General features: G+C 49.3%; 11 protein-coding genes. 7 read left to right on the top strand and 4 right to left on the bottom strand.

Annotation, left to right across the window (positions count from 1 at the left end):
* The first annotated feature begins 150 nt into the window (after positions 1-150).
* Both dnaE and ilvA read left to right on the top strand, forming a co-directional pair.
* The gene (gene dnaE, locus FHS77_RS00055) at positions 151-3,645 is read left to right on the top strand and encodes a DNA polymerase III subunit alpha (RefSeq protein WP_184218206.1); all 3,495 of its coding nucleotides are present in this window, start codon (positions 151-153) and stop codon (positions 3,643-3,645) included.
* 166 nt (positions 3,646-3,811) lie between these two features.
* The gene (gene ilvA, locus FHS77_RS00050; RefSeq protein ID WP_184218203.1) at positions 3,812-5,068 is read left to right on the top strand and encodes a threonine ammonia-lyase IlvA; all 1,257 of its coding nucleotides are present in this window, start codon (positions 3,812-3,814) and stop codon (positions 5,066-5,068) included.
* 228 nt (positions 5,069-5,296) lie between these two features.
* On the opposite strand, the gene FHS77_RS00045 is transcribed toward ilvA, so the two are convergent.
* Complete coding sequence (locus FHS77_RS00045; RefSeq protein WP_184218200.1) at positions 5,297-9,094, bottom strand: vitamin B12-dependent ribonucleotide reductase; 3,798 nt, start codon at positions 9,092-9,094, stop codon at positions 5,297-5,299.
* 739 nt (positions 9,095-9,833) lie between these two features.
* Complete coding sequence (locus FHS77_RS00040) at positions 9,834-10,331, bottom strand: NUDIX hydrolase (protein ID WP_184218197.1); 498 nt, start codon at positions 10,329-10,331, stop codon at positions 9,834-9,836.
* 329 nt (positions 10,332-10,660) lie between these two features.
* On the opposite strand from FHS77_RS00040, the gene gor reads away from it, so the two are divergent.
* The 5 genes from gor (at position 10,661) to gltX (ending at position 17,255) form a co-directional block, all read left to right on the top strand.
* Positions 10,661-12,052 carry a glutathione-disulfide reductase gene (gor, locus tag FHS77_RS00035; RefSeq protein ID WP_184219582.1) on the top strand — a complete coding sequence of 464 codons (1,392 nt, stop codon included), beginning with the start codon at positions 10,661-10,663 and terminating at the stop codon, positions 12,050-12,052.
* A 169-nt stretch (positions 12,053-12,221) separates the two neighbouring features.
* Complete coding sequence (locus FHS77_RS00030; protein WP_184218194.1) at positions 12,222-13,601, top strand: class II 3-deoxy-7-phosphoheptulonate synthase; 1,380 nt, start codon at positions 12,222-12,224, stop codon at positions 13,599-13,601.
* Positions 13,602-13,752: 151 nt separating this feature from the next.
* Positions 13,753-14,106 carry a diacylglycerol kinase gene (locus tag FHS77_RS00025; protein WP_184218191.1) on the top strand — a complete coding sequence of 118 codons (354 nt, stop codon included), beginning with the start codon at positions 13,753-13,755 and terminating at the stop codon, positions 14,104-14,106.
* 108 nt (positions 14,107-14,214) lie between these two features.
* Positions 14,215-15,876: an NAD+ synthase gene (locus FHS77_RS00020; protein ID WP_184219578.1), complete on the top strand. Its 1,662-nt coding sequence runs from the start codon at positions 14,215-14,217 to the stop codon at positions 15,874-15,876.
* Positions 15,877-15,881: 5 nt separating this feature from the next.
* Complete coding sequence (gene gltX / locus FHS77_RS00015; protein ID WP_184218188.1) at positions 15,882-17,255, top strand: glutamate--tRNA ligase; 1,374 nt, start codon at positions 15,882-15,884, stop codon at positions 17,253-17,255.
* On the opposite strand, the gene FHS77_RS00010 is transcribed toward gltX, so the two are convergent.
* Together FHS77_RS00010 and FHS77_RS00005 are read right to left on the bottom strand one after the other, a co-directional pair.
* Positions 17,179-18,012, bottom strand: coding sequence for a hypothetical protein (locus FHS77_RS00010; protein ID WP_184218185.1), 834 nt, complete (start codon positions 18,010-18,012; stop codon positions 17,179-17,181). The genes gltX and FHS77_RS00010 overlap by 77 nt on opposite strands.
* 95 nt (positions 18,013-18,107) lie before the next feature.
* Positions 18,108-20,411, bottom strand: a complete 2,304-nt coding sequence (locus FHS77_RS00005; RefSeq protein ID WP_184218181.1) for an NADP-dependent malic enzyme — start codon at positions 20,409-20,411, stop codon at positions 18,108-18,110.
* Between the last annotated feature and the right edge of the window lie 312 nt (positions 20,412-20,723).

Raw genomic sequence — 20,723 nt, 5'->3', positions numbered from 1 at the left:
GTCATTGTTGTGACGGGGCTGTGAGAGTCGTCTTTGAGCTGATTTTTCTGCCCTTTTAAAAGCGCCCGTGATAGGGTGCACAAAATGACGAATGAAGCATGGGCAAGGCTTGAGGTTTTGCTGCTTCGATGAAGCTTCGGGAATACATAAATGAGTGATGCGCAACATAATCTGCCAGCCGCAACCAATGCTCAGGCACCTAAATTTGTGCATTTACGTGTCCACTCTGCCTATTCACTGCTTGAAGGTGCGTTGCAGGTTGGAAAAATTATTAAACATGCCATTGCCGATGATGCGCCTGCTATTGCGGTAACGGATACCAATAATCTCTTTGGTGCGCTGGAATTTGCGCAAAAAGCCTCCAAGGATGGTGTTCAGCCGATTATCGGTTGTCAGGTTGATATTTGCTTTGGCGATCATATTGAAAATAGCCGCACCGCGAACCGTCGCGATGTGTTGGATCTGGCTCCTGTGGTTCTTTATGCCAGCACTGAAGAAGGCTACGCCAATATGGTGCGCCTTGTCAGCCGGTCATATTTGGAAACGGCTGATGGCGATCCGGTGCATATCCGCTCGGAATGGCTGGCTGAATTGTCGGATGGGGTTATTCTGCTCACCGGCGGGCCATTAGGACCGATCGGCAAGTCGATCAGTGCTGATCGTGAAGAGCGTGCAGAGCAACGCCTGGCATTTTTGCAAGAGCATTTTGGCAACCGGCTTTATGTCGAACTGCAAAGATTTGCCAATTATGATAAGGTGTTGGAAGCCAAGACGGTTGAGCTCGCCTATAAATATGAATTGCCGCTTGTGGCAACCAACGAAGCTTTCTTCTTAAAATCGGAAGACTTTGAAGCTCATGACGCTTTGCTGGCTATCGCCGAAGGGCAGATCATTTCTAATGATGACCGCCGTCGCCTGACAGCGGATAATTATCTGAAATCGCAAAGCGAAATGGCAACGCTTTTTGCAGATTTGCCGGAAGCGATTGAAAATACCATCGAGATTGCGCAGCGCTGTTCTTATTTTACGCAAACGCGTGCACCGATTTTGCCCCGCTTTACCGGTGAGTCCGATGATCCGGAACTTGCATTGCAGGCAGAAGCCGATGAACTGGCACGTCAGGCACGCGAAGGTTTGAAATTCCGCCTTGAAACTGCAGGGCTTGCTGAAGGTTATAGTGAAAAAGACTATGACGAGCGCTTGGAATATGAAATCGGCATCATTCAGCGCATGAAGTTTCCGGGTTACTTCCTGATCGTTGCCGACTTTATCAAATGGGCAAAGATGCAGGGCATTCCGGTCGGGCCTGGTCGTGGTTCGGGTGCGGGCTCGCTTGTGGCTTATGCGCTTACCATTACTGACGTCGATCCGTTGCGCTTTTCCTTGCTTTTTGAGCGCTTTCTTAATCCGGATCGTGTGTCGATGCCGGACTTTGATATCGACTTTTGTCAGGATCGGCGTGAAGAGGTTATCCGTTATGTGCAGCGCAAATACGGACGCGAGCAGGTAGCGCAGATCATCACATTCGGTACGCTTCAGGCGCGCGCGGTGTTGCGCGACGTTGGCCGTGTGCTGGAAATGCCTTATGGGCAGGTTGACCGCCTGTGTAAATTGGTGCCGTCCAATCCTGCCAATCCGGTTTCGCTGGGGCAGGCGATTGAAACCGAGCCGAAAATCAATGAAGAGCGCGAGCAGGAACCGGTTGTCGGCCGTTTGCTTGATATGGCGCTCAAACTGGAAGGGCTTTATCGCCACGCTTCCACTCACGCCGCCGGTATCGTGATTGGTGACCGCCCGCTCTCCGAGCTGGTGCCGATGTATCGCGATCCGCGCTCTGATATGCCGGTCACACAGTTCAACATGAAATGGGTGGAACAGGCCGGTCTTGTTAAGTTCGACTTTTTGGGGCTGAAAACCCTGACCGTACTGGAAACAGCGGTCAAACTTGTAGCGCGTAAAGGCATTGAGATCGATTTGTCTCACCTGCCGCTTGATGACAAGCCGACTTATGACATGCTTTCGTTAGGGGAAACGGTCGGCGTGTTTCAGGTGGAAAGTGCGGGGATGCGTAAGGCGCTGATTGGTATGCGTCCTGACCGCATCGAGGATGTGATTGCGCTTGTGGCGCTTTACCGTCCAGGTCCGATGGAAAATATTCCGACCTATAATGCGCGCAAGCATGGCGAGGAAGAAATCGCCTCAATCCATCCGAAAATCGACTATCTGGTGAAAGAAACGCAGGGCGTTATCGTTTATCAGGAACAGGTGATGCAGATCGCGCAGGTTTTGTCGGGCTATTCGCTCGGTGAAGCGGATTTGCTGCGCCGTGCGATGGGTAAAAAAATCCGTGAGGAAATGGATCAGCAGCGCGTCCGTTTCGTTGATGGCGCGATAGAGGGCGGGGTCGGCAAGGCGCAGGCCAATACGATTTTTGATCTTCTCGCCAAATTTGCGGACTATGGTTTTAACAAATCGCACGCTGCTGCTTATGCGATTGTGTCTTACCAGACCGCCTATATGAAGGCGCATCATCCGGTTGAGTTCCTCGCCGCCTCCATGACCTATGATATGTCCAATACGGATAAGCTCAACGATTTCCGTCGTGAAGCAAAGCGCCTTGGCATTGATGTGGTGCTGCCGTCTGTGCAGACGTCTTTCCGCGCCTTTGAAGTGGGCGAAAATAAAATTTTCTATTCACTGGCCGCGATCAAAGGGGTTGGTGAAGCAGCGGTTGATCATATTGCTGAGGTGCGCGGCGACAAACCATTTGAAGATCTCGAGGACTTTTGTGAGCGGATTGACCCGAAACTGGTTAATCGCCGCGTTTGGGAAAGCTTGATCAATGCCGGTGCATTGGATTGCTTTGGCCATGATCGCTCAGCACTGAGTGCCGGTATGGATCGCGTGATGGGCTATGCGCAGCGCACACAGGAAAATGCCTTAAGCGGTCAGTCGGATATTTTCGGTCTGAGCGGTGCGCCAAAAGAAAAACTGCAATTGCCTTCTGCTGCACCATGGTTGCCGGCAGAAAAATTGCATCGTGAATTTCAGGCGGTGGGCTTCTATTTGTCGGCTCATCCGCTTGATGAATATAATGAAGTTCTGGCAAAAATGCGCGTGCAGAACTGGGCAGATTTTTCTGCTGCGGTTAAAAAAGGTGCTAATGCCGGTCGTTTGGCTGGTACGATTACCACTAAACAAGAGCGCAAAACCCGCACCGGAAACAAGATGGGCATTGTCGCATTGTCGGATGCATCCGGCCAATATGAAGCCGTACTGTTCTCGGAAGGTTTAGCGCAATATCGCGATCTGCTGGAAACCGGTAAATCCGTAGTGATTACGGTGGCTGCAGAAGACCGGCCTGAAGGGGTGGGGTTACGCATCCAGACAGTTGTTTCATTGGAAGATGAAGCCTGCCGGATGCAAAAAGCATTACGGCTTTATTTGCGCAGTGCCGAAGCGCTTAAACATATTCAGCCGCATTTCACCACGCGTGGCGATGGTCAGGTGAGTTTCATCGTCATTAAAGAAGACGGGCAGCGGGAAATTGAAATTGAATTACCGCATCGGTACCGTGTGAGTCCGCAGGTTGCCAGCGCGATGAAATCTATTCAAGGTGTCGTGGATGTGGAGCTGATCCATTAATTCGGATGCTTTTTAAGGTGGGATTTAGGGCAGATTCTGCTGAACTGTTTGCATATGTTTCGCAAAACGCAGTCACAGTTTTGCGAAACATGCTTTAATCATTGGAAAATGTACCAGAAGGTACTATGAGTGTGGCATCTTGTCATAAACAGAAAATGATTTTTCAATGTCTGCCTTCACACAATCTGTCACCCAAGCCGTGGATGCAATGCGCGCATTGTTTCCTGAAACCCCTTTGCAGCTTAATGATTTCTTGTCGAAAAAATATGGCGCGGAAATTTGGCTCAAGCGTGAAGATTTAACACCGGTTCGTTCATACAAGATTCGCGGCGCTTTTAATTTCATCAGTGCAGCGCTTGATAAAGTTGATAAAAACGCCGTTTTTGTTTGTGCCTCTGCCGGTAATCACGCGCAGGGCTTTGCTTTTGTTTGTCGTCATTTTGGCCGCAAGGGCGTGGTTTTCATGCCGGTCACCACACCGCAGCAGAAAATTGATAAGACGCGCACATTTGGCGGCGAGTTCATCACTATTGTACTGGTCGGTGATATTTTTGACGAATGCTATGCGGCTTCGCAGAGCTATGCGCGCGAAAATAACGGCGTGATGGTGCCGCCATTTGATGATGCCGCGATTATTGAGGGGCAGGCAAGTGTGGCGCATGAAATTGCCATGCAATTGCCTTATGGTGTTAAGCCGGACATGGTTTTGCTGCCAGTCGGTGGCGGTGGTTTGTCTGCCGGCGTGACGCATTATTTGACTGATCTTGGCTGGCCGACAGCATTTTATTTCGTTGAGCCGGATGGTGCATCCAGCTTGAAAGCAAGCCTGATTGCCGGTGAACGCATCAAACTGAAAAAGGTCGATAACTTTGTCGATGGTGCTGCTGTTGCAGAGCTTGGTGCAGAAAACTTTAAATATTTGCAGCAGTTTAGCGTCAATCAGGTGCTGACAGTGCCTGAAAACCGCCTCTGCGCAACGATGATTGATATGCTGAATATTGAGGGTGTTGTGCTGGAACCAGCAGGCGCGCTTGGCATTGATGCGCTTAAAGGTTTTGACAAGGCAGAGCTTAAGGGCAAAAAAATTGTGATTGTCGTGTCTGGCGGTAATTTTGATTTTGAACGCCTGCCGGATGTGCGCGAACGCGCCATGCGTTACAAAGGCTTGAAGAAATATTTCATCTTCCGCTTTCCGCAGCGTCCCGGCGCTTTGCGCACATTTCTTGATCTGTTGGGGCCTGATGATGACGTGGCGCGTTTTGAATATTTGAAAAAATCGGCGCGCAACTTTGGTTCGGTGCTGATCGGTATTGAAACCAAAGATGCCGAAAATTTCGACAGATTGATTGAAAAATTTGATGCGTCGGGCTGGGCTTATGAAGATATTACCGACAATCAGGTTTTGGCTGATTTTATTATCTAAAGAGCGAAGTCATTGAATTTTAAACGCATCGTGGTTTTAAAATCATGGTGCGTTTTTTATTAAGCAATAAAAAAAACCGGCTGATGTAAATCAGCCGGTTTTTGTGTTTTTAAGCTAAAGTTTATTAGAGCGTGTCGCAGTTAATTGTATCCACTGCGCTCGCTCTGATATTTTGTTTTCACGCATGTCTTTGTCCCAAAACCGGTGCCCACTTTTGGGAGACATGCTTTAGCTGCAACCGCTTGTCGCGCCGCAAGTGTCGCATTTCAGGCAGGTGCCGTTACGCACCATGGTGAAATTCTGGCACTCGGAGCAGCTGTCGCCGGTATAGCCCTGCATCAGCGACTTCATGCGGCGGTCAGCTTCCAGCTTCTTGGCAGAATTTGCGCTTTCGGCCTTTGCCGCAGCCGCATCGGCAGCAGCTTTGTCGGAGAACAATTCTGTTGCTGAAGGCTGTTCCGGTGTTGTTTCAACAGCCGGAATAGCACGTTCTTCATAGTCACGCTTGAAAGCTGTTGCGCCATCACTCACCAGACCGACTGTTGTCGTACGTGACGTTGCAGTGGCGGTTGTTGTGGTTTTCAGCGTCGTAACATTTGAAGTCTGGGTTGTCTGTGTACCAGCCGAACCTTGAGCTCCTGATGGATTACTGTCACCACTTACCAGTGTTGGCTTGTAACCGCGTGTCCAGCCGGTTGCCAAGAGATTGGTTTTACCTTCTTTGATGCCTTTGCCCAAAGCGGTATTGCCAAAATCTGTGGTGTCGACATGCGCCAGATCATGACGGCCGAGATAGGAAACAGCCAATTCACGGAAGAGGTAATCCAGAATGGATGTGGCGTTTTTAATCGCATCATTGCCCTGAACAATACCGGCAGGCTCGAATTTGGTGAAAGTGAATGCTTCCACATATTCTTCCAACGGTACGCCATATTGCAGGCCGAGCGACACTGCGATGGCAAAATTGTTCATCATTGCACGGAAGGCCGCGCCTTCTTTGTGCATGTCGATGAAGATTTCGCCCAAACGGCCATCGCCGAATTCACCGGTGCGCAGATAAACCTTATGGCCGCCAACCAGTGCCTTCTGGGTATAGCCCTGACGGCGGTTTGGCATTTTATCGCGTTCGTGAACAACCTTTTCGACCACTTTTTCAATGATGCGCTCGGTTACCTGAACGGCACGGGCCGCTGCCGGTGCTTCAATCAGGGTTTCGACTGCATCATCTTCGTCGTCTTCATCCGAAATCAGCGAAGCATTCAAAGGTTGTGACAGCTTGGAGCCATCGCGGTAAAGCGCATTGGCTTTGAGTGCCAGCTTCCATGAAAGCATGTAAGCATTCTTACAGTCTTCAACAGTTGCTTCATTTGGCATGTTGATGGTTTTGGAAATCGCACCGGAGATGAATGGCTGTGAGGCAGCCATCATACGGATGTGACTTTCAACCGACAGATAACGCTTGCCGATCTTGCCGCAGGCATTGGCGCAATCAAAGACAGGGTAATGTTCTTCTTTGAGATATGGTGCGCCTTCCAGCGTCATTGCACCGCAAATATGGATATTGGCAGCTTCGATGTCTTTCTTGGCAAAACCAATGGCAGGCAGCATTTCAAACGAGAAATCGTTCAGCTGTTCGTCGGTGAGATTGAGCACATCTTTACAGAAGTCTTCACCGAGCGTCCATTTGTTGAAGGCAAACTTGATGTCAAAGGCACTGGCCAATGCAGCATTCAATGCTTCAATTTTCTCATCGGTAAAGCCTTTGGCGCGCAATGTCGAAGGATTGACGCCTGCTGCCTGATTAAGATTGCCGTGACCGACTGCATAAGCTTCGATTTCAGCGATCTGGTTTTCAGCATAGCCAAGTGTGCGCAGAGCTTCCGGCACAGCACGGTTGATGATTTTGAAGTAACCGCCGCCGGCAAGCTTCTTGAACTTAACCAGTGCAAAGTCAGGTTCAATACCGGTGGTGTCGCAATCCATAACCAGACCAATGGTGCCGGTAGGAGCGATAACGGTGGCCTGCGCATTGCGGTAGCCGTGCTTTTCACCAAGCTCCAGAGCCTTGTCCCAAGCTGCTCGTGCATGGGTGATCATTGCTTCTTCAGGGCAATCTGCTGCAATGAGCGCAACCGGATTAACGGAGAGGCCTTCATAGCCTTCAGTTTCACCGTAAGCGGCACGGCGATGGTTGCGGATAACGCGCAGCATGTTTTCAGCATTTGGCTTGTAAGACGGGAACGCGCCCAGTTCCTTAGCCATTTCCGCTGACGTTGCATAAGAAATACCGGTCATGATCGCAGTCAAGGCACCGCCAATAGCACGGCCTTTATCTGAATCATAAGGGATACCGGAGGTCATCAGCAGGCCGCCAATATTGGCGAACCCTAAGCCGAGCGTGCGATATTCGTATGAACGGGTAGCAATTTCCTTGGACGGGAACTGCGCCATCATTACCGAAATTTCAAGCACAATAGTCCACAGGCGGGCTGTGTGCTCATAGGCGCTGATGTCAAATGTGCCGTCTGCATTGCGGTAGGTCAAAAGGTTGATGGAAGCCAGATTACAGGCTGTATCATCAAGGAACATATATTCCGAGCAAGGGTTGGATGCGCGGATCGGACCTTCGGCAGGGCAGGTGTGCCAATCATTCATGGTGGTGTTGTAGTGCAGACCCGGATCAGCTGATGCCCATGCTGCATAGCCGATTTTATCCCACAATTCGCGTGCGTTGAGGGTCTTGATGGTGCTGCCGTCTTTACGGGCGGTCAGGTTCCACTCGCCGTCATTTTCAACAGCGCGCAGGAACTCGTCTTTCAGCGAGACGGAATTGTTGGAATTCTGGCCGGAAACGGTGAGATAGGCTTCTGAATCCCAGTCGGTGTCATAGGTCTTGAACTGAATGTCCGTGTAGCCCTGACGTGCAAACTGGATGACGCGGTTGATGTAGTTTTCAGGAACCTGATTTTTCTTCGCGAGTTTGATTTCACGCTTCAGGGCAGGGTTCTTGGCCGGATCAAAACAATCATTATTATCAGCCTCACAATTGATGCAGGCTTTCATGATTGCGGTCAGGTGCAGTTTGACGATCTTAGAGCCGGTGACGAGGGCAGCAACCTTCTGCTCTTCTTTCACTTTCCAGTCGATATATTCTTCAATATCCGGATGGTCGACATCAACGACAACCATTTTGGCTGCACGGCGTGTGGTGCCGCCTGATTTGATCGCGCCCGCTGCACGGTCGCCGATCTTCAGGAAGCTCATCAGGCCGGACGAACGGCCGCCGCCGGACAGGCTTTCACCTGCACCGCGCAAATGCGAGAAGTTGGAACCTGTGCCTGAACCATATTTAAACAGACGTGCTTCACGAACCCAAAGATCCATGATGCCGCCTTCATTGACGAGATCATCGGCAACGGACTGAATAAAGCAGGCATGTGGCTGCGGATGTTCGTAAGCGGATTTGGACTTGGTCAGTTTGCCGGTTTTCCAATCGACATAATAGTGACCCTGACCCGGGCCATCGATACCATAAGCCCAATGCAGACCGGTGTTGAACCATTGCGGGGAGTTTGGCGCAACGCGCTGGGTTGCCAGCATGTAAGCCAGTTCATCGCGGAAAGCCAAAGCATCTTCTTCTTTATTGAAGTAGCCGCCTTTCCAGCCCCAATAAGTCCATGTGCCGGCCAAACGATCGAAAACCTGGCAAGCATCCATCTCAGAGCCATAGCGCTCTGCTTCCGGCAGTTCGCCCAAAGCTGCTTCATCAGCAACCGAGCGCCACAACCATGACGGAACGGAGTTTTCTTCAACTTTTTTGAGCTTCGCAGGCACACCGGCTTTACGGAAATATTTTTGTGCCAGAATGTCGGCTGCAACCTGACTGAACTGCGCCGGGACATTGATGTCTTCAAGACGGAACACAATTGAACCATCGGGATTTTTGATCTCACTGGTCGCGGTGCGAAACGCTATTTCTGCGTATGGCGACTGGCCTTCTTTGGTAAAACGACGTTCGATCTTCATCTGCCCCATCCAACTTCTTGTGCGCTATAGCAACTACATATAGTGCGGTTCGTGTGTCATGCGATCTAAACAAGGGGTCAAGCCCTCTTGTTAAATTCAAGGTTCAAAACAAGCTTTGGCCATCGCCATTTCTAATGGCTTTGACCAGAGATAATTTCAGAATGCTTACTCCAATTAATAAAGAGAAAAACGCATTCTTATTGTGAAAAACGTTTGAGCCTTGATGCGGTTGCAAACGGTTTTCATAATAAGTCATGTACAGTACGCGGAAAATGACTCGACACTGATGATTACATCAAATGGTGTCTAATTAGTTTACACGTACTACATGTTGTGTGTCCAGTCAGTTTTTTCACTCAGATGCCATATATGCAGCAAAAGATATTCTCTGTGCGCACAGCATAATGCAGACATAAAAAATCGTTTCGAGAACAGCGTTTTGTAGCGCGTATTATCGATTGAATTTACATATGTCTGCGAAAGAACAGCCGGAAGAAGATAACGCCCGGCAAATCACTGGATACCCAACTTCTTCTTATAAAGACGACTCGGAGCTTGGGGTCAAGCATTGGTTTAAATTAAACTAACGCGCACTAGATGTTGTGGATAGGTCTGGTGAAAATGTGGATAGTGGGGAAGATAATAAAAAATAGCGACCAATAGCTTGCAATTCAGGCAAGGCCGGAAATGAAGCCGTTTGAACCGGCTTCATTGAGAAAATCAGGCATTATAAGAAAAATTATTGTTCATCTTTTGCCATGGCTGGTGACGTGTCCGGCGTAAAAGCAAGGATCAGTTTTTTTAGTTCAGGCTCTTCAACCCGTTCTGCGGCTTGCAAGGGTGAAACCCATTCCAGAATGCGCTCACCACGTTCCGGCCATTGATCCACTTGTTCTGTGAAGGCAACCGCATAAACGGCAACAGTAAAACTGCTGATCGCGTCAGGCGGCATGTCGTATTTTTCATAGTCATAGGTGCCGACAGGCAGCGGATCAATCACGCCTCGAATGCCGGCCTCTTCAAATGCTTCTCGCATGGCGGTGCGGGCTAACGTACGGCCTGTCTGCGGCCAGCCTTTTGGTAAAACCCAGCGCCCCGTGCCACGGCTGGTAATGGTGAGTAATTGTAATTCACCATTTTCAACGCGCCACACCAAAGCCGCCACTTGTTGCAAGCGGCCGTTTGGCAATAAATTCTTTTTCTGGGTGGCAATACTATCGGGAGCAAGCAGGTTCATGGCGAATATTCTCTTTATTTTTATTGTGGGACGATTCGCTAAAATAACAATAGTCTGCTCGTTCCGTATCCTAAACTCAAATCGCAGTTTTTCGTTGGCGTAAATCATTTCGCACATTGGTCAAAAACTGTTTTTCAACTATGATTATCATTGAAGATCAGGCTCTTCAAATCAGTAATTGTTACGCTAAGTCATTAATATGGCTAAATTATAGCCAGTACCAGTGAAGGAAAACTCCATTTTTTATATGAAAAAGGAATGATGATGTAGTTTGCTCCAGGTCACATTATTATATATGCAGCAATGAGTAAAAAATGTGGAGTTTGACTATGGCGACCTATGATTATGATCTGTTTGTTATCGGCGGCGGTTCCGGCGGTGTGCGGGCAGGGCGATTGGCGGGGGCTATGGGAAAACGGGTTGGTCTTGCGGAGGAATACCGCATGGGCGGCACTTGTGTGATCCGTGGATGTGTGCCGAAAAAACTTTATGTTTATGCTTCACAATTTGGTGAAAGCTTTGACGATGCTGCCGGTTATGGCTGGAGCGTGGGGACAAGCACATTTGACTGGCGCACACTTGTTGATGCCAAGGAAAAAGAAATCACCCGTCTGGAAGGTCTTTATCGTAAAGGTCTTGAAGGTTCGAAGGTGGAGATTTTTGCCAGCCGTGCAGAACTTGTTGATGCTCATACAATTGAACTGAAGAGTACCGGTCAGCGTGTGACGGCAGAGCGTATTTTGATTGCGACCGGCGGTCGCGTAAACCGCAATACCTCAATGCCCGGGCATGAATATTGCATCAGCTCGGATGAGGCTTTTGATTTGGCCGAATTGCCTAAATCTATTGTGATTGCAGGTGGTGGTTATATTGCAGTTGAATTCGCTAATATTTTCCATGGGCTTGGTGTTGAAACGACACTTGTTTACCGTGGTAAGGAAATCCTCTCACGCTTCGATCATGATCTGCGTGTGCTTTTAAGTGAAGCAATGACTGCCAAAGGCATCCGCATTGTGACTGAAGCCGTCTTTAATGCTGTGCGCAAAGAAGGTGATCGTCTGGCGGTTGAATTGTCCAATGGTGAAACGCTGACGGTTGATCAGGCGATGCTGGCGATCGGTCGCTTGCCGAATAGTGAAGGTGTTGGCCTTGATAAAGCTGGTGTGGCTTTAAGCAAAGGCGATCATGGTGCGGTGATTGTTGATGAATATTCTCGCACCTCGCAGCCACATATTTATGCTGTTGGTGATGTGACCGACCGTGTACAGCTGACACCTGTCGCCATTCATGAAGCCATGTGCTTCCTTGAAACGGTTTATAAAGACAATCCGACCCGTCCGGATCACGATCTTATTCCAACAGTTGTGTTCTCACAGCCGGAAATCGGCACTGTCGGTATGTCGGAAGATGAAGCGATCAAAACCTATCCGGAGATTGAGATTTACCGTGCGCATTTCCGTCCGATGAAAAATACGCTGTCGGGTCGTGCTGATAAAATGCTGATGAAGCTGGTGGTGGATGGTAAAAGCCGCAAAGTGCTTGGTGCCCATATTCTGGGACCTGATGCCGGTGAAATGGCGCAGCTTATTGGCATCGCTTTAAAAGCGGGCGCTTCAAAGGATGATTTCGACCGCACAATGGCGGTGCATCCGTCGGCGGCAGAAGAGTTTGTCACCATGTATAACCCGACTTATCGGGTGGTGAACGGTGAGCGTATTTAAGGCAAAGCTAAAGCCTCAAAATATCAAGCTGTTACGAATTGCGCTGGTATATGTCGCGTCTTTAGACTATATCAGCACGATCACGCGTGCCCGAGGAGGAGCTTCGGGCTTTCGTGAAAGGAGGACTTGAGTTCGTAAAGGTTTACGAATTTTTATAACAGGTGTTAACATGACGAAGAACTGGACCCCACATTCCTGGAGAAACATGCCAATCAAGCAAGTGCCATCTTATCCGGATGCACAGGCATTGGCTGATGTCGAAAACCGTCTTCGTAGTTATCCACCCTTGGTTTTTGCAGGTGAAGCACGTAAGCTTAAAGAGCAGTTGGCAGATGTTGCCGAGGGACGTGCATTCTTGTTGCAGGGTGGCGATTGCGCAGAAAGTTTTGCTGAACATGGCGCGGATAATATCCGTGACTTTTTCCGCGTCTTTTTGCAAATGGCTGTCGTGCTTACTTTTGGTGCCTCCAAGCCGGTTGTAAAAGTTGGCCGTATTGCCGGACAATTCGCCAAGCCACGCTCATCCGATTTTGAAACATTGAACAATGTTGAGCTGCCATCATACCGCGGCGACATTATCAATGGCATTGGTTTCGACAGTGCATCGCGCATTCCTGATCCGATGCGTCAGGATATGGCTTACCGCCAGTCTGCCGCAACGCTCAACCTGTTGCGCGCTTTTGCACAGGGTGGTTATGCCAATCTTGAAAACGTGCATCAGTGGATGCTCGGTTTTGTCGGCAACAGCCCTGCGGGCGAGCGTTATGCAGCTCTTGCCAATCGTATTTCTGATACAATGAACTTCATGAAGGCGATCGGCATCAATGCTGATGCCCAGCGCAATTTGCGTGAAACTGATTTCTACACCAGCCATGAAGCATTGCTGCTGGGCTATGAAGAAGCGCTGACGCGCGTGGATTCCACCTCCGGTGACTGGTATGGCACATCCGGCCATATGATCTGGATTGGTGACCGTACCCGTCAGGCTGATCATGCGCATATCGAATATTGCCGCGGTATTAAAAACCCGCTCGGTCTGAAATGCGGCCCGTCTTTGCAACCGGATGATTTGCTGCGTCTGATTGACCTGCTCAATCCGGAAAACGAAGCCGGTCGTCTGACCCTCATTGCACGTTTTGGTTATGATAAAGTGGGTGACCATTTGCCAAACCTTATCCGTGCTGTTGAGCGTGAAGGCCGCAAGGTTGTTTGGTCATGTGATCCGATGCATGGCAATACAATCAGTGCCGGTGGTTACAAGACCCGTCCGTTTGATCGCGTTCTGAAGGAAGTTGAAAACTTCTTTGCCATTCATCAGGCTGAAGGCACGCATCCGGGTGGTATTCATATCGAAATGACCGGTAAGAACGTAACTGAATGCACTGGTGGTGCACGCGCAATCTCTGCTGATGATCTGTCCGATCGTTATCACACCCATTGTGATCCGCGCCTTAATGCAGATCAGGCGATTGAACTGGCATTCTTGCTGGCAGAGCTTCTCAAAAATGAACGCGATGCCAATCCGGTCGCCATAGCGGCAAACGCTTAAAAGTAAATAAGAAAAGGCGGAAAATGAGTTTTCCGCCTTTTTTCTATTCTGATTATCCAGAGATTATCAGATATCAACTCAACTATCAGATTGGCAGAGCAGGGCTTTTTCGGGTAAAGGCCGGCTGAAATTTCGCAAACACGGATATGAAATGCGTCGTATTTTTCTGGCCTTCATCAATTCACTGAGAGCTCTCAACCATATGGCGCGCCATGAAAAGGCTGTGCAGCAGGAATTGGTTTTATTGCTGCTTGCTTTGCCGGTGGCATTTTTTCTGGCACCGAGCTTTGTGAGTTTTCTGGTGCTGATCGGCGCAGTGGTTTTGGTATTGCTGGTTGAAATTCTCAATACTGCGATTGAAGCAACCTGTGATGCTGTCACCACCGATTTTAACAAGAATATCCAGATTGCCAAGGATGCAGGTTCATTGGCTGTGCTGATTGCCATTATCGTTGCGGCAACCACCTGGGGATATATTCTTATCAATACATATTGGTTGTCATAACCATAGTCTCAGCATCTGCTTTTCAGCTAATCGCAGATGCTGACAATTGCATCAATGGCGCGCGCGGGGTAAAGATTTCTCATGAGTCACATTGATGAGAATCCTGCCATGTTGCGAATAGCCATTGCACAGCTCAATCCTGTTATGGGTGATATTGCCGGAAATCTGGCAAAAGCCCGCGCTGCGCGTTCACAAGCCGCGAAAAGCGGTGCTGATCTTGTGCTGTTTACGGAAATGTTCATCAGCGGTTATTCGCCTGAAGATCTGGTGTTGCGTCCAGGTTTTGTTGCTGCTTGTGAGCAGGCGATAAAAGAGCTTGCTGCAGATACGGCAGATCAAGGCGCAGGTGTCGTTATCGGCACCCCGCTTTTGCGCGATGGTAAGCTTTATAACGCTGTTGTCGTTCTTGATGGCGGCGCGGTGATCGCCGAACGCTTCAAGGTTGATTTGCCAAATTACGGTGAGTTTGACGAAAAGCGTGTTTTTGCCAGTGGTGACTTGCCGGGGCCGGTTAATTTTCGCGGTGTACGGCTTGGTATTCCGATTTGTGAAGATATTTGGGGTGATCTCGGTGTGGCCGAGACATTGGCTGAAAGCGGCGCTGAATTGTTGCTGGTGCCCAATGGTTCGCCATATCAGCGTGATAAATTAGACCTGCGTCATCAGGTCGTTTTGCGACAGGTGATCGAAACCGGCCTGCCGCTGATTTATGTCAATCAGCTGGGCGGGCAGGATGAGCTTGTCTATGATGGCGGTTCGTTCATCTTTAATGCGGATCGCTCACTTGCACTGCAAATGCCGCAATTTGAAGCGCAAATCGCCGTTACCGAATGGTCGCGCGGTGAAGATGGCTGGCATTGCGCACAAAGTGACATTGCAACGCTGCCGCAAGATTTGGAGGCAGATTACACCGCCTGCATGTTGGGCTTGCGTGATTATGTCAATAAAAACGGCTTTAAGGATGTGATCCTCGGGCTTTCGGGCGGCGTGGATTCAGCTATTTGCGCAGCGATTGCCGTTGATGCACTTGGCGCTGAGCGTGTGCGCGGCATCATGCTGCCTTATCGTTATACCACGGAAGAATCCTTAAAAGACGCAGCCGATTGCGCTAAGGCGCTGGGTTGCCGCTATGATATCGTGCCGATTGCCGAGCCGGTTGAAGGCTTTTTGAGTGCGCTGTCACCGCTCTTTGCCGGAACAGAAAGCGATGTCACGGAAGAAAATCTGCAAAGCCGTGCGCGCGGCACTATATTGATGGCGCTTTCCAATAAATTTGGCTCAATGGTGATGACCACTGGCAATAAGTCAGAAATGGCTGTTGGTTACGCCACCCTTTATGGTGACATGAATGGCGGTTTTAATCCGATCAAGGATGTTTATAAAACCCGTGTCTATGCGCTGTGTGAGTGGCGTAACAAACATGTGCCTGCCACATCATTGGGGCATGCAGGTGAGGTGATACCGGTCAATATCATCACCAAAGTGCCGACTGCGGAACTGCGCGAAAACCAAACCGATCAGGACAGTCTGCCGCCATATCCGGAACTGGATGACATGCTGCAATGTCTCGTTGAGGGCGACATGAGTGTCAGCGAAATTGTTGCTCGCGGTCATGATGCGGCAGTGGTCAAGCGCATTGAGCATTTGGTGTATATTGCGGAATATAAGCGCCGGCAATCGGCACCGGGGGTAAAAATTACCCCGAAGAATTTTGGTCGTGATCGGCGTTATCCGATTACCAATCGCTATAGAGACGTTTTAGAAAAGTAAATCAAATGACTGTTACAGTGCGTTTCGCTCCGTCGCCGACGGGCTATATTCATATCGGGAATACGCGTCCTGCTTTGTTTAACTGGTTGTTTGCCCTGAAAAACGGCGGCAACTATGTTTTGCGTTATGACGACACCGACGTTGAGCGCTCCAAACAAGAATATTCGGAAGCAATCGCTGTTGATCTCGATTGGTTGGGCGTCAAGCCGTCACGCGTTGAATATCAGTCAAAGCGTTTTGATGTCTATCAGCGTGCTGTCGATAAATTAAAAGAAGCAGGACTTCTTTATGCTTGCTATGAAACAGCGGAAGAGCTGGAACGTCGCCGTAAAATTCGCCTTACACGCCGCATGCCGCCTGTTTATGGCCGTGAAGCGCTGAAGTTGACCGAAGAAGAAAAAGCCGCTTTTGAAGCTGAAGGCCGCAAGCCGCATTGGCGTTTCTTGCTGCCAAATTTTGCCGAAAATCCATTTGAAACCCGGCGCACGGAAGTGCATTGGGATGATTTGGTGCGCGGGCCACAAACTGTTGATCTGGCTTCAATGTCTGATCCGGTGCTGGTGCGTGAAGACGGGACTTATCTCTATACGCTGCCATCCGTTGTTGATGATATTGATATGGGCATCACTCATATTATTCGCGGTGATGACCATGTCACCAATACCGGTGTGCAGATTGCGATTTTTGAAGCACTTGGCGCCAGACCGCCGGTGTTTGGTCACCATAATTTGCTGACCACCGTATCGGGCGAAGGTTTGTCAAAGCGCAGCGGTGCATTGTCTATCGGCAGCCTGCGTGACAGCGGATATGAGCCAATGGCAGTGGCGTCCTTGGCAGTGTTGATCGGTACATCTGAAAATGTGGTGCCGGTTGCAACCATGGCCGAGCTTGCGACAAAGGTTGATGTAGCTGCAACATCTAAATCCTCAGCCAAATTTGATCCGTCTGATCTGGATGCTTTAAATCGTGCCTTGATTCATCAATACACTTACGCCGATGTTGCTGATCGTTTGGCAGCCGTGGGCATTGAAGGCGAGCAGGCAGAAAGCTTCTGGCTGCTGGTGCGCGGTAATCTTGAGCGCGTTGCCGATGCGGCTCTCTGGTGGCCGGTCGTGTTTGGTGATCTCAACGACAAGCCTGAATTCTCCGATGAAGATCGGGATTTTGTACGTGCGGCTTTTGATCTGCTGCCGGCTGAACCATGGGACAACACCACATGGAAATCATGGACAAAACAAGTGCAGTCTGAAACCGGACGCAAAGGCAAAACATTGTTCATGCCTCTGCGTTTAGCGCTCACGCTTAAGGATTCTGGTCCTGAGTTGGCTGAGCTGTTACCGCTTCTTGGTCGGGAAAGAACCCTGACCCGATTACCCTGATTTTCGGATCTGGCTGATAGGGGCGATCTGCCCCTGTTGGCGTAGTTGTCTCTACGCTTTTTTGTGACTTTGAAACCGGAGAGAATGACAAAGATTTAACCGGTTCGTTCCTTTGTGCGGGGTTTTGTTTATCTAATGTTTCCGGCACTATTTCATGCGTAATTTTTACCGATGCCGGTGGCGTATAAACTTTATATTCCACATCTTCTAATGGGTGTTTTGTCAGATTTTCTGGTTGATTATTCTTTTTATTTTCAATAATCGCGGCCTTTGATTGTTTTTTAGTTTTGGCGGAAATCGTTTTTTTATTGTTCTGCAGTGATCTGTTGTTTTTTTGATTATAGCGATGGCTATCACGCACAGAACAGCCATCATTGCTTAATAGCGGGTGCGCAATTGCTGCGCCATTAATCACCGCTTGATAAGTTTCTGCCTCATTTTGCAATTTTTCTATTGTCGATTGAAGCGAAGCTATCCTTGAGATTTGCTGTTCGCAGAATGCTGATTTTGCTTGCGTTGAAAATGGTGATCTTCGGCAATTAGAGTTTAATATATTTTCATGTGCAGTGATCAGTTCACTGCGATTTTGAATAATCTGATAGCTGAGTAGATTATATTCTTTGATGAGTGCGTTTTTTTGAGAGGCCGTGCAGCTATTTGGTTGGCTGGTTTGCGCGCATCCCGCTAATATAAGGGTTATTGGTAGAAATATAAAAATAATAAAAATGCGTACTGAAAGTCGTGAAGTATATTGCACGTCGATATTCCCCCAGAACGATGAATGAAATCTGGGGGAATATTTGCATATTATAGTTAACTAACTACTAATAGTTGCATTTTGCAACTTCAGGTTTATTTTTGTGCGGCGCGTTGCGACGCCTCAACAACAGCCAGAGCTGTCATATTGACGATGCCGCGTGAGGTGACTGATGGTGTCAGAATATGCGCCGGACGTGCAGCACCAAGCAGGATAGGGCCGACATGCAGAGCATCGGTCACCATCTTCACCACATTCATGGTGATGTTGGCAGCGTCCAAATTCGGGAACACCAGCAAGTTGGCTTCGCCCTTCAGGCGTGAATTCGGGAAGACACGGTCACGCTGAATTTGCGACAGGGCTGCGTCACCATGCATTTCACCATCCACTTCCAGTTCCGGTGAAATCTGTTGCAGGATGTTGCAGGCTTTACGCATTTTAGCCGCACTTTCGGAATCGCGCGAGCCGAAGTTGGAATGCGAAAGCAGGGCAGCTTTTGGCTCAATGCCAAAGCGGCGGATTTCTTTTGCAGCCAAAATGGTCATTTCGGCGATTTCTTCTGCGGTTGGATCAATGTTCACATAAGTATCAGTGAAGAACAAAGTCTGGCGCGGGGAAATCAGCAGGCTGAGAGTGGAGAGATCACGCAATGGTGCTTCAACGCCCAAAATCTGCTTCACCAGTGTCAGCTGGCGTTCAAAGCGACCTTCTAAGCCACAAATCAGCGCATCAGCTTCATCACGCACGACTGCCAAGGCGGCAATCACGGTCGGGTTGGTGCGAACCAGTGCGCGTGCGGCTTCCGGCGTGATACCCTGACGACCAGTCAGCTTGTGCATCAGCTCGACATAGTCACGATAGCGCGGATCATCTTCCGGATTGATGATTTCAAAATCAACGCCCGGACGGATTTTCAGTGCAAAGCGCTTCAGACGTGCTTCAATAACGCTTGGGCGACCAATCAGAGTTGGAATGGCAATGCCTTCTTCCAGCACCACTTGTGCTGCACGCAATACACGTTCATCTTCACCATTGGCATAGATCACGCGTTTTTTGCTGGCCGAACGGGAAGCCGCAAAAACTGGCTTCATAATCAGGCCGGAGCGGAAGACATAACGGTTGAGCTTATCAATATAAGCTTCCATATCTTCAATCGGGCGGGTGGCCACACCGGTTTCCATTGCCGCTTTGGCAACAGCTGGCGCAATGCGCAGAATGAGACGCGGATCAAATGGCGACGGGATGATATAGTTAGGGCCAAAGCTTGGTGTCTCGCCCGGATAGGCTTTGGCTGCGACATCCGACACTTCTTCACGTGCCAGACCTGCAATCGCCATCACGGTTGCCATCTTCATTTCTTCATTGATGGCAGTTGCGCCAACATCCAATGCACCACGGAAGATGTAAGGGAAGCAGAGAACGTTGTTCACCTGATTTGGATAATCGGAACGGCCGGTGCAGATGATCGCATCAGCGCGAACTGCACGCGCTTCTTCCGGCATAATTTCCGGTGTCGGGTTAGCAAGCGCCATAATGAGTGGGTTCGGCGCCATTTGTTGCAAGAGTTCAGGCTTCAGAACACCAGCGGCTGAAAGGCCGAGGAATACGTCTGCGCCACCAATCACATCGGCCAAAACGCGATGGTCGGTTTTTTGCGCATAAACAGCTTTCCAGCGATCCATCAAGGTGTTGCGGCCTTCGTAAACGAGACCGTCAATATCATTGACCCAGATGTTCTCGCGCTTCGCCCCCATGGAAACGAGCAGATTAAGACAGGCAATAGCGGCGGCACCGGCACCGGAAGTGACGATTTTAACATCACTCAGTTTTTTGCCTGCTAGCTCCAAACCATTCATCACCGCGGCTGCAACAATAATCGCGGTGCCGTGCTGGTCATCATGGAATACCGGAATATTCATTTTCTCACGAAGTTGCTCTTCAACTTCAAAACATTCCGGTGCTTTGATGTCTTCCAGATTGATGCCACCAAAAGTTGGCTCCAGCGCGCTGATCGTATCAACCATCTGATTGACTTTAAGCGCGTCGATTTCGATATCGAACACATCAATATCAGCAAATTTTTTAAAAAGAACCGCTTTACCTTCCATCACTGGTTTGGAAGCTAGTGGTCCGATATTCCCAAGTCCTAAAACCGCAGTACCGTTGGAGATAACCGCCACGAGATTGGCGCGAGCAGTAAAGTCAGCGGCCAGTGACGGGTCTTCCTGAATGGCGAGGCAAGGCGCTGCAACACCTGGCGAGTAAGCAAGCGCAAGGTCACGCTGGTTGCCTAAAGGTTTTGTTGCCTGAATTTCCAGCTTGCCCGGCTTAGGGTAGCGGTGGAAATAAAGCGCTGCTTCGTCGAAATCTGAACGGCCCGTCGGGGTTTTAGTCGTCATGTTCGTCTCGCTTTCATAATATTACTCTGGCAGCTATCCCTTGCTATATCCGTGGGCTACGATTGAGCGGGATAGGCTTATCTGCCTTGACGGTTTTTCCTCTGTAACGGTCAGGGCAATGTATCAGGGATTGCACATGTGATTAGAGCCAGAATTGATAATCACCTTTAACAAATATTCATGTCACTTAAAGGTGATGATTTGTCGCCCGTCTGCGCTGTAGTTGCCCCCGAAAGATCGGTCATTTTTACTGGTTAATTTGCTCCGCGATAAACTCACGGGGTGAACGATATCCTAAAGCTTTATGTGGGT

Source organism: Paenochrobactrum gallinarii (genome assembly GCF_014205685.1).
Lineage (GTDB): Bacteria > Pseudomonadota > Alphaproteobacteria > Rhizobiales > Rhizobiaceae > Paenochrobactrum > Paenochrobactrum gallinarii.
Note: the sequence above shows the minus strand (reverse complement) of the source record. Positions and strands in the feature narration are given on the sequence as shown.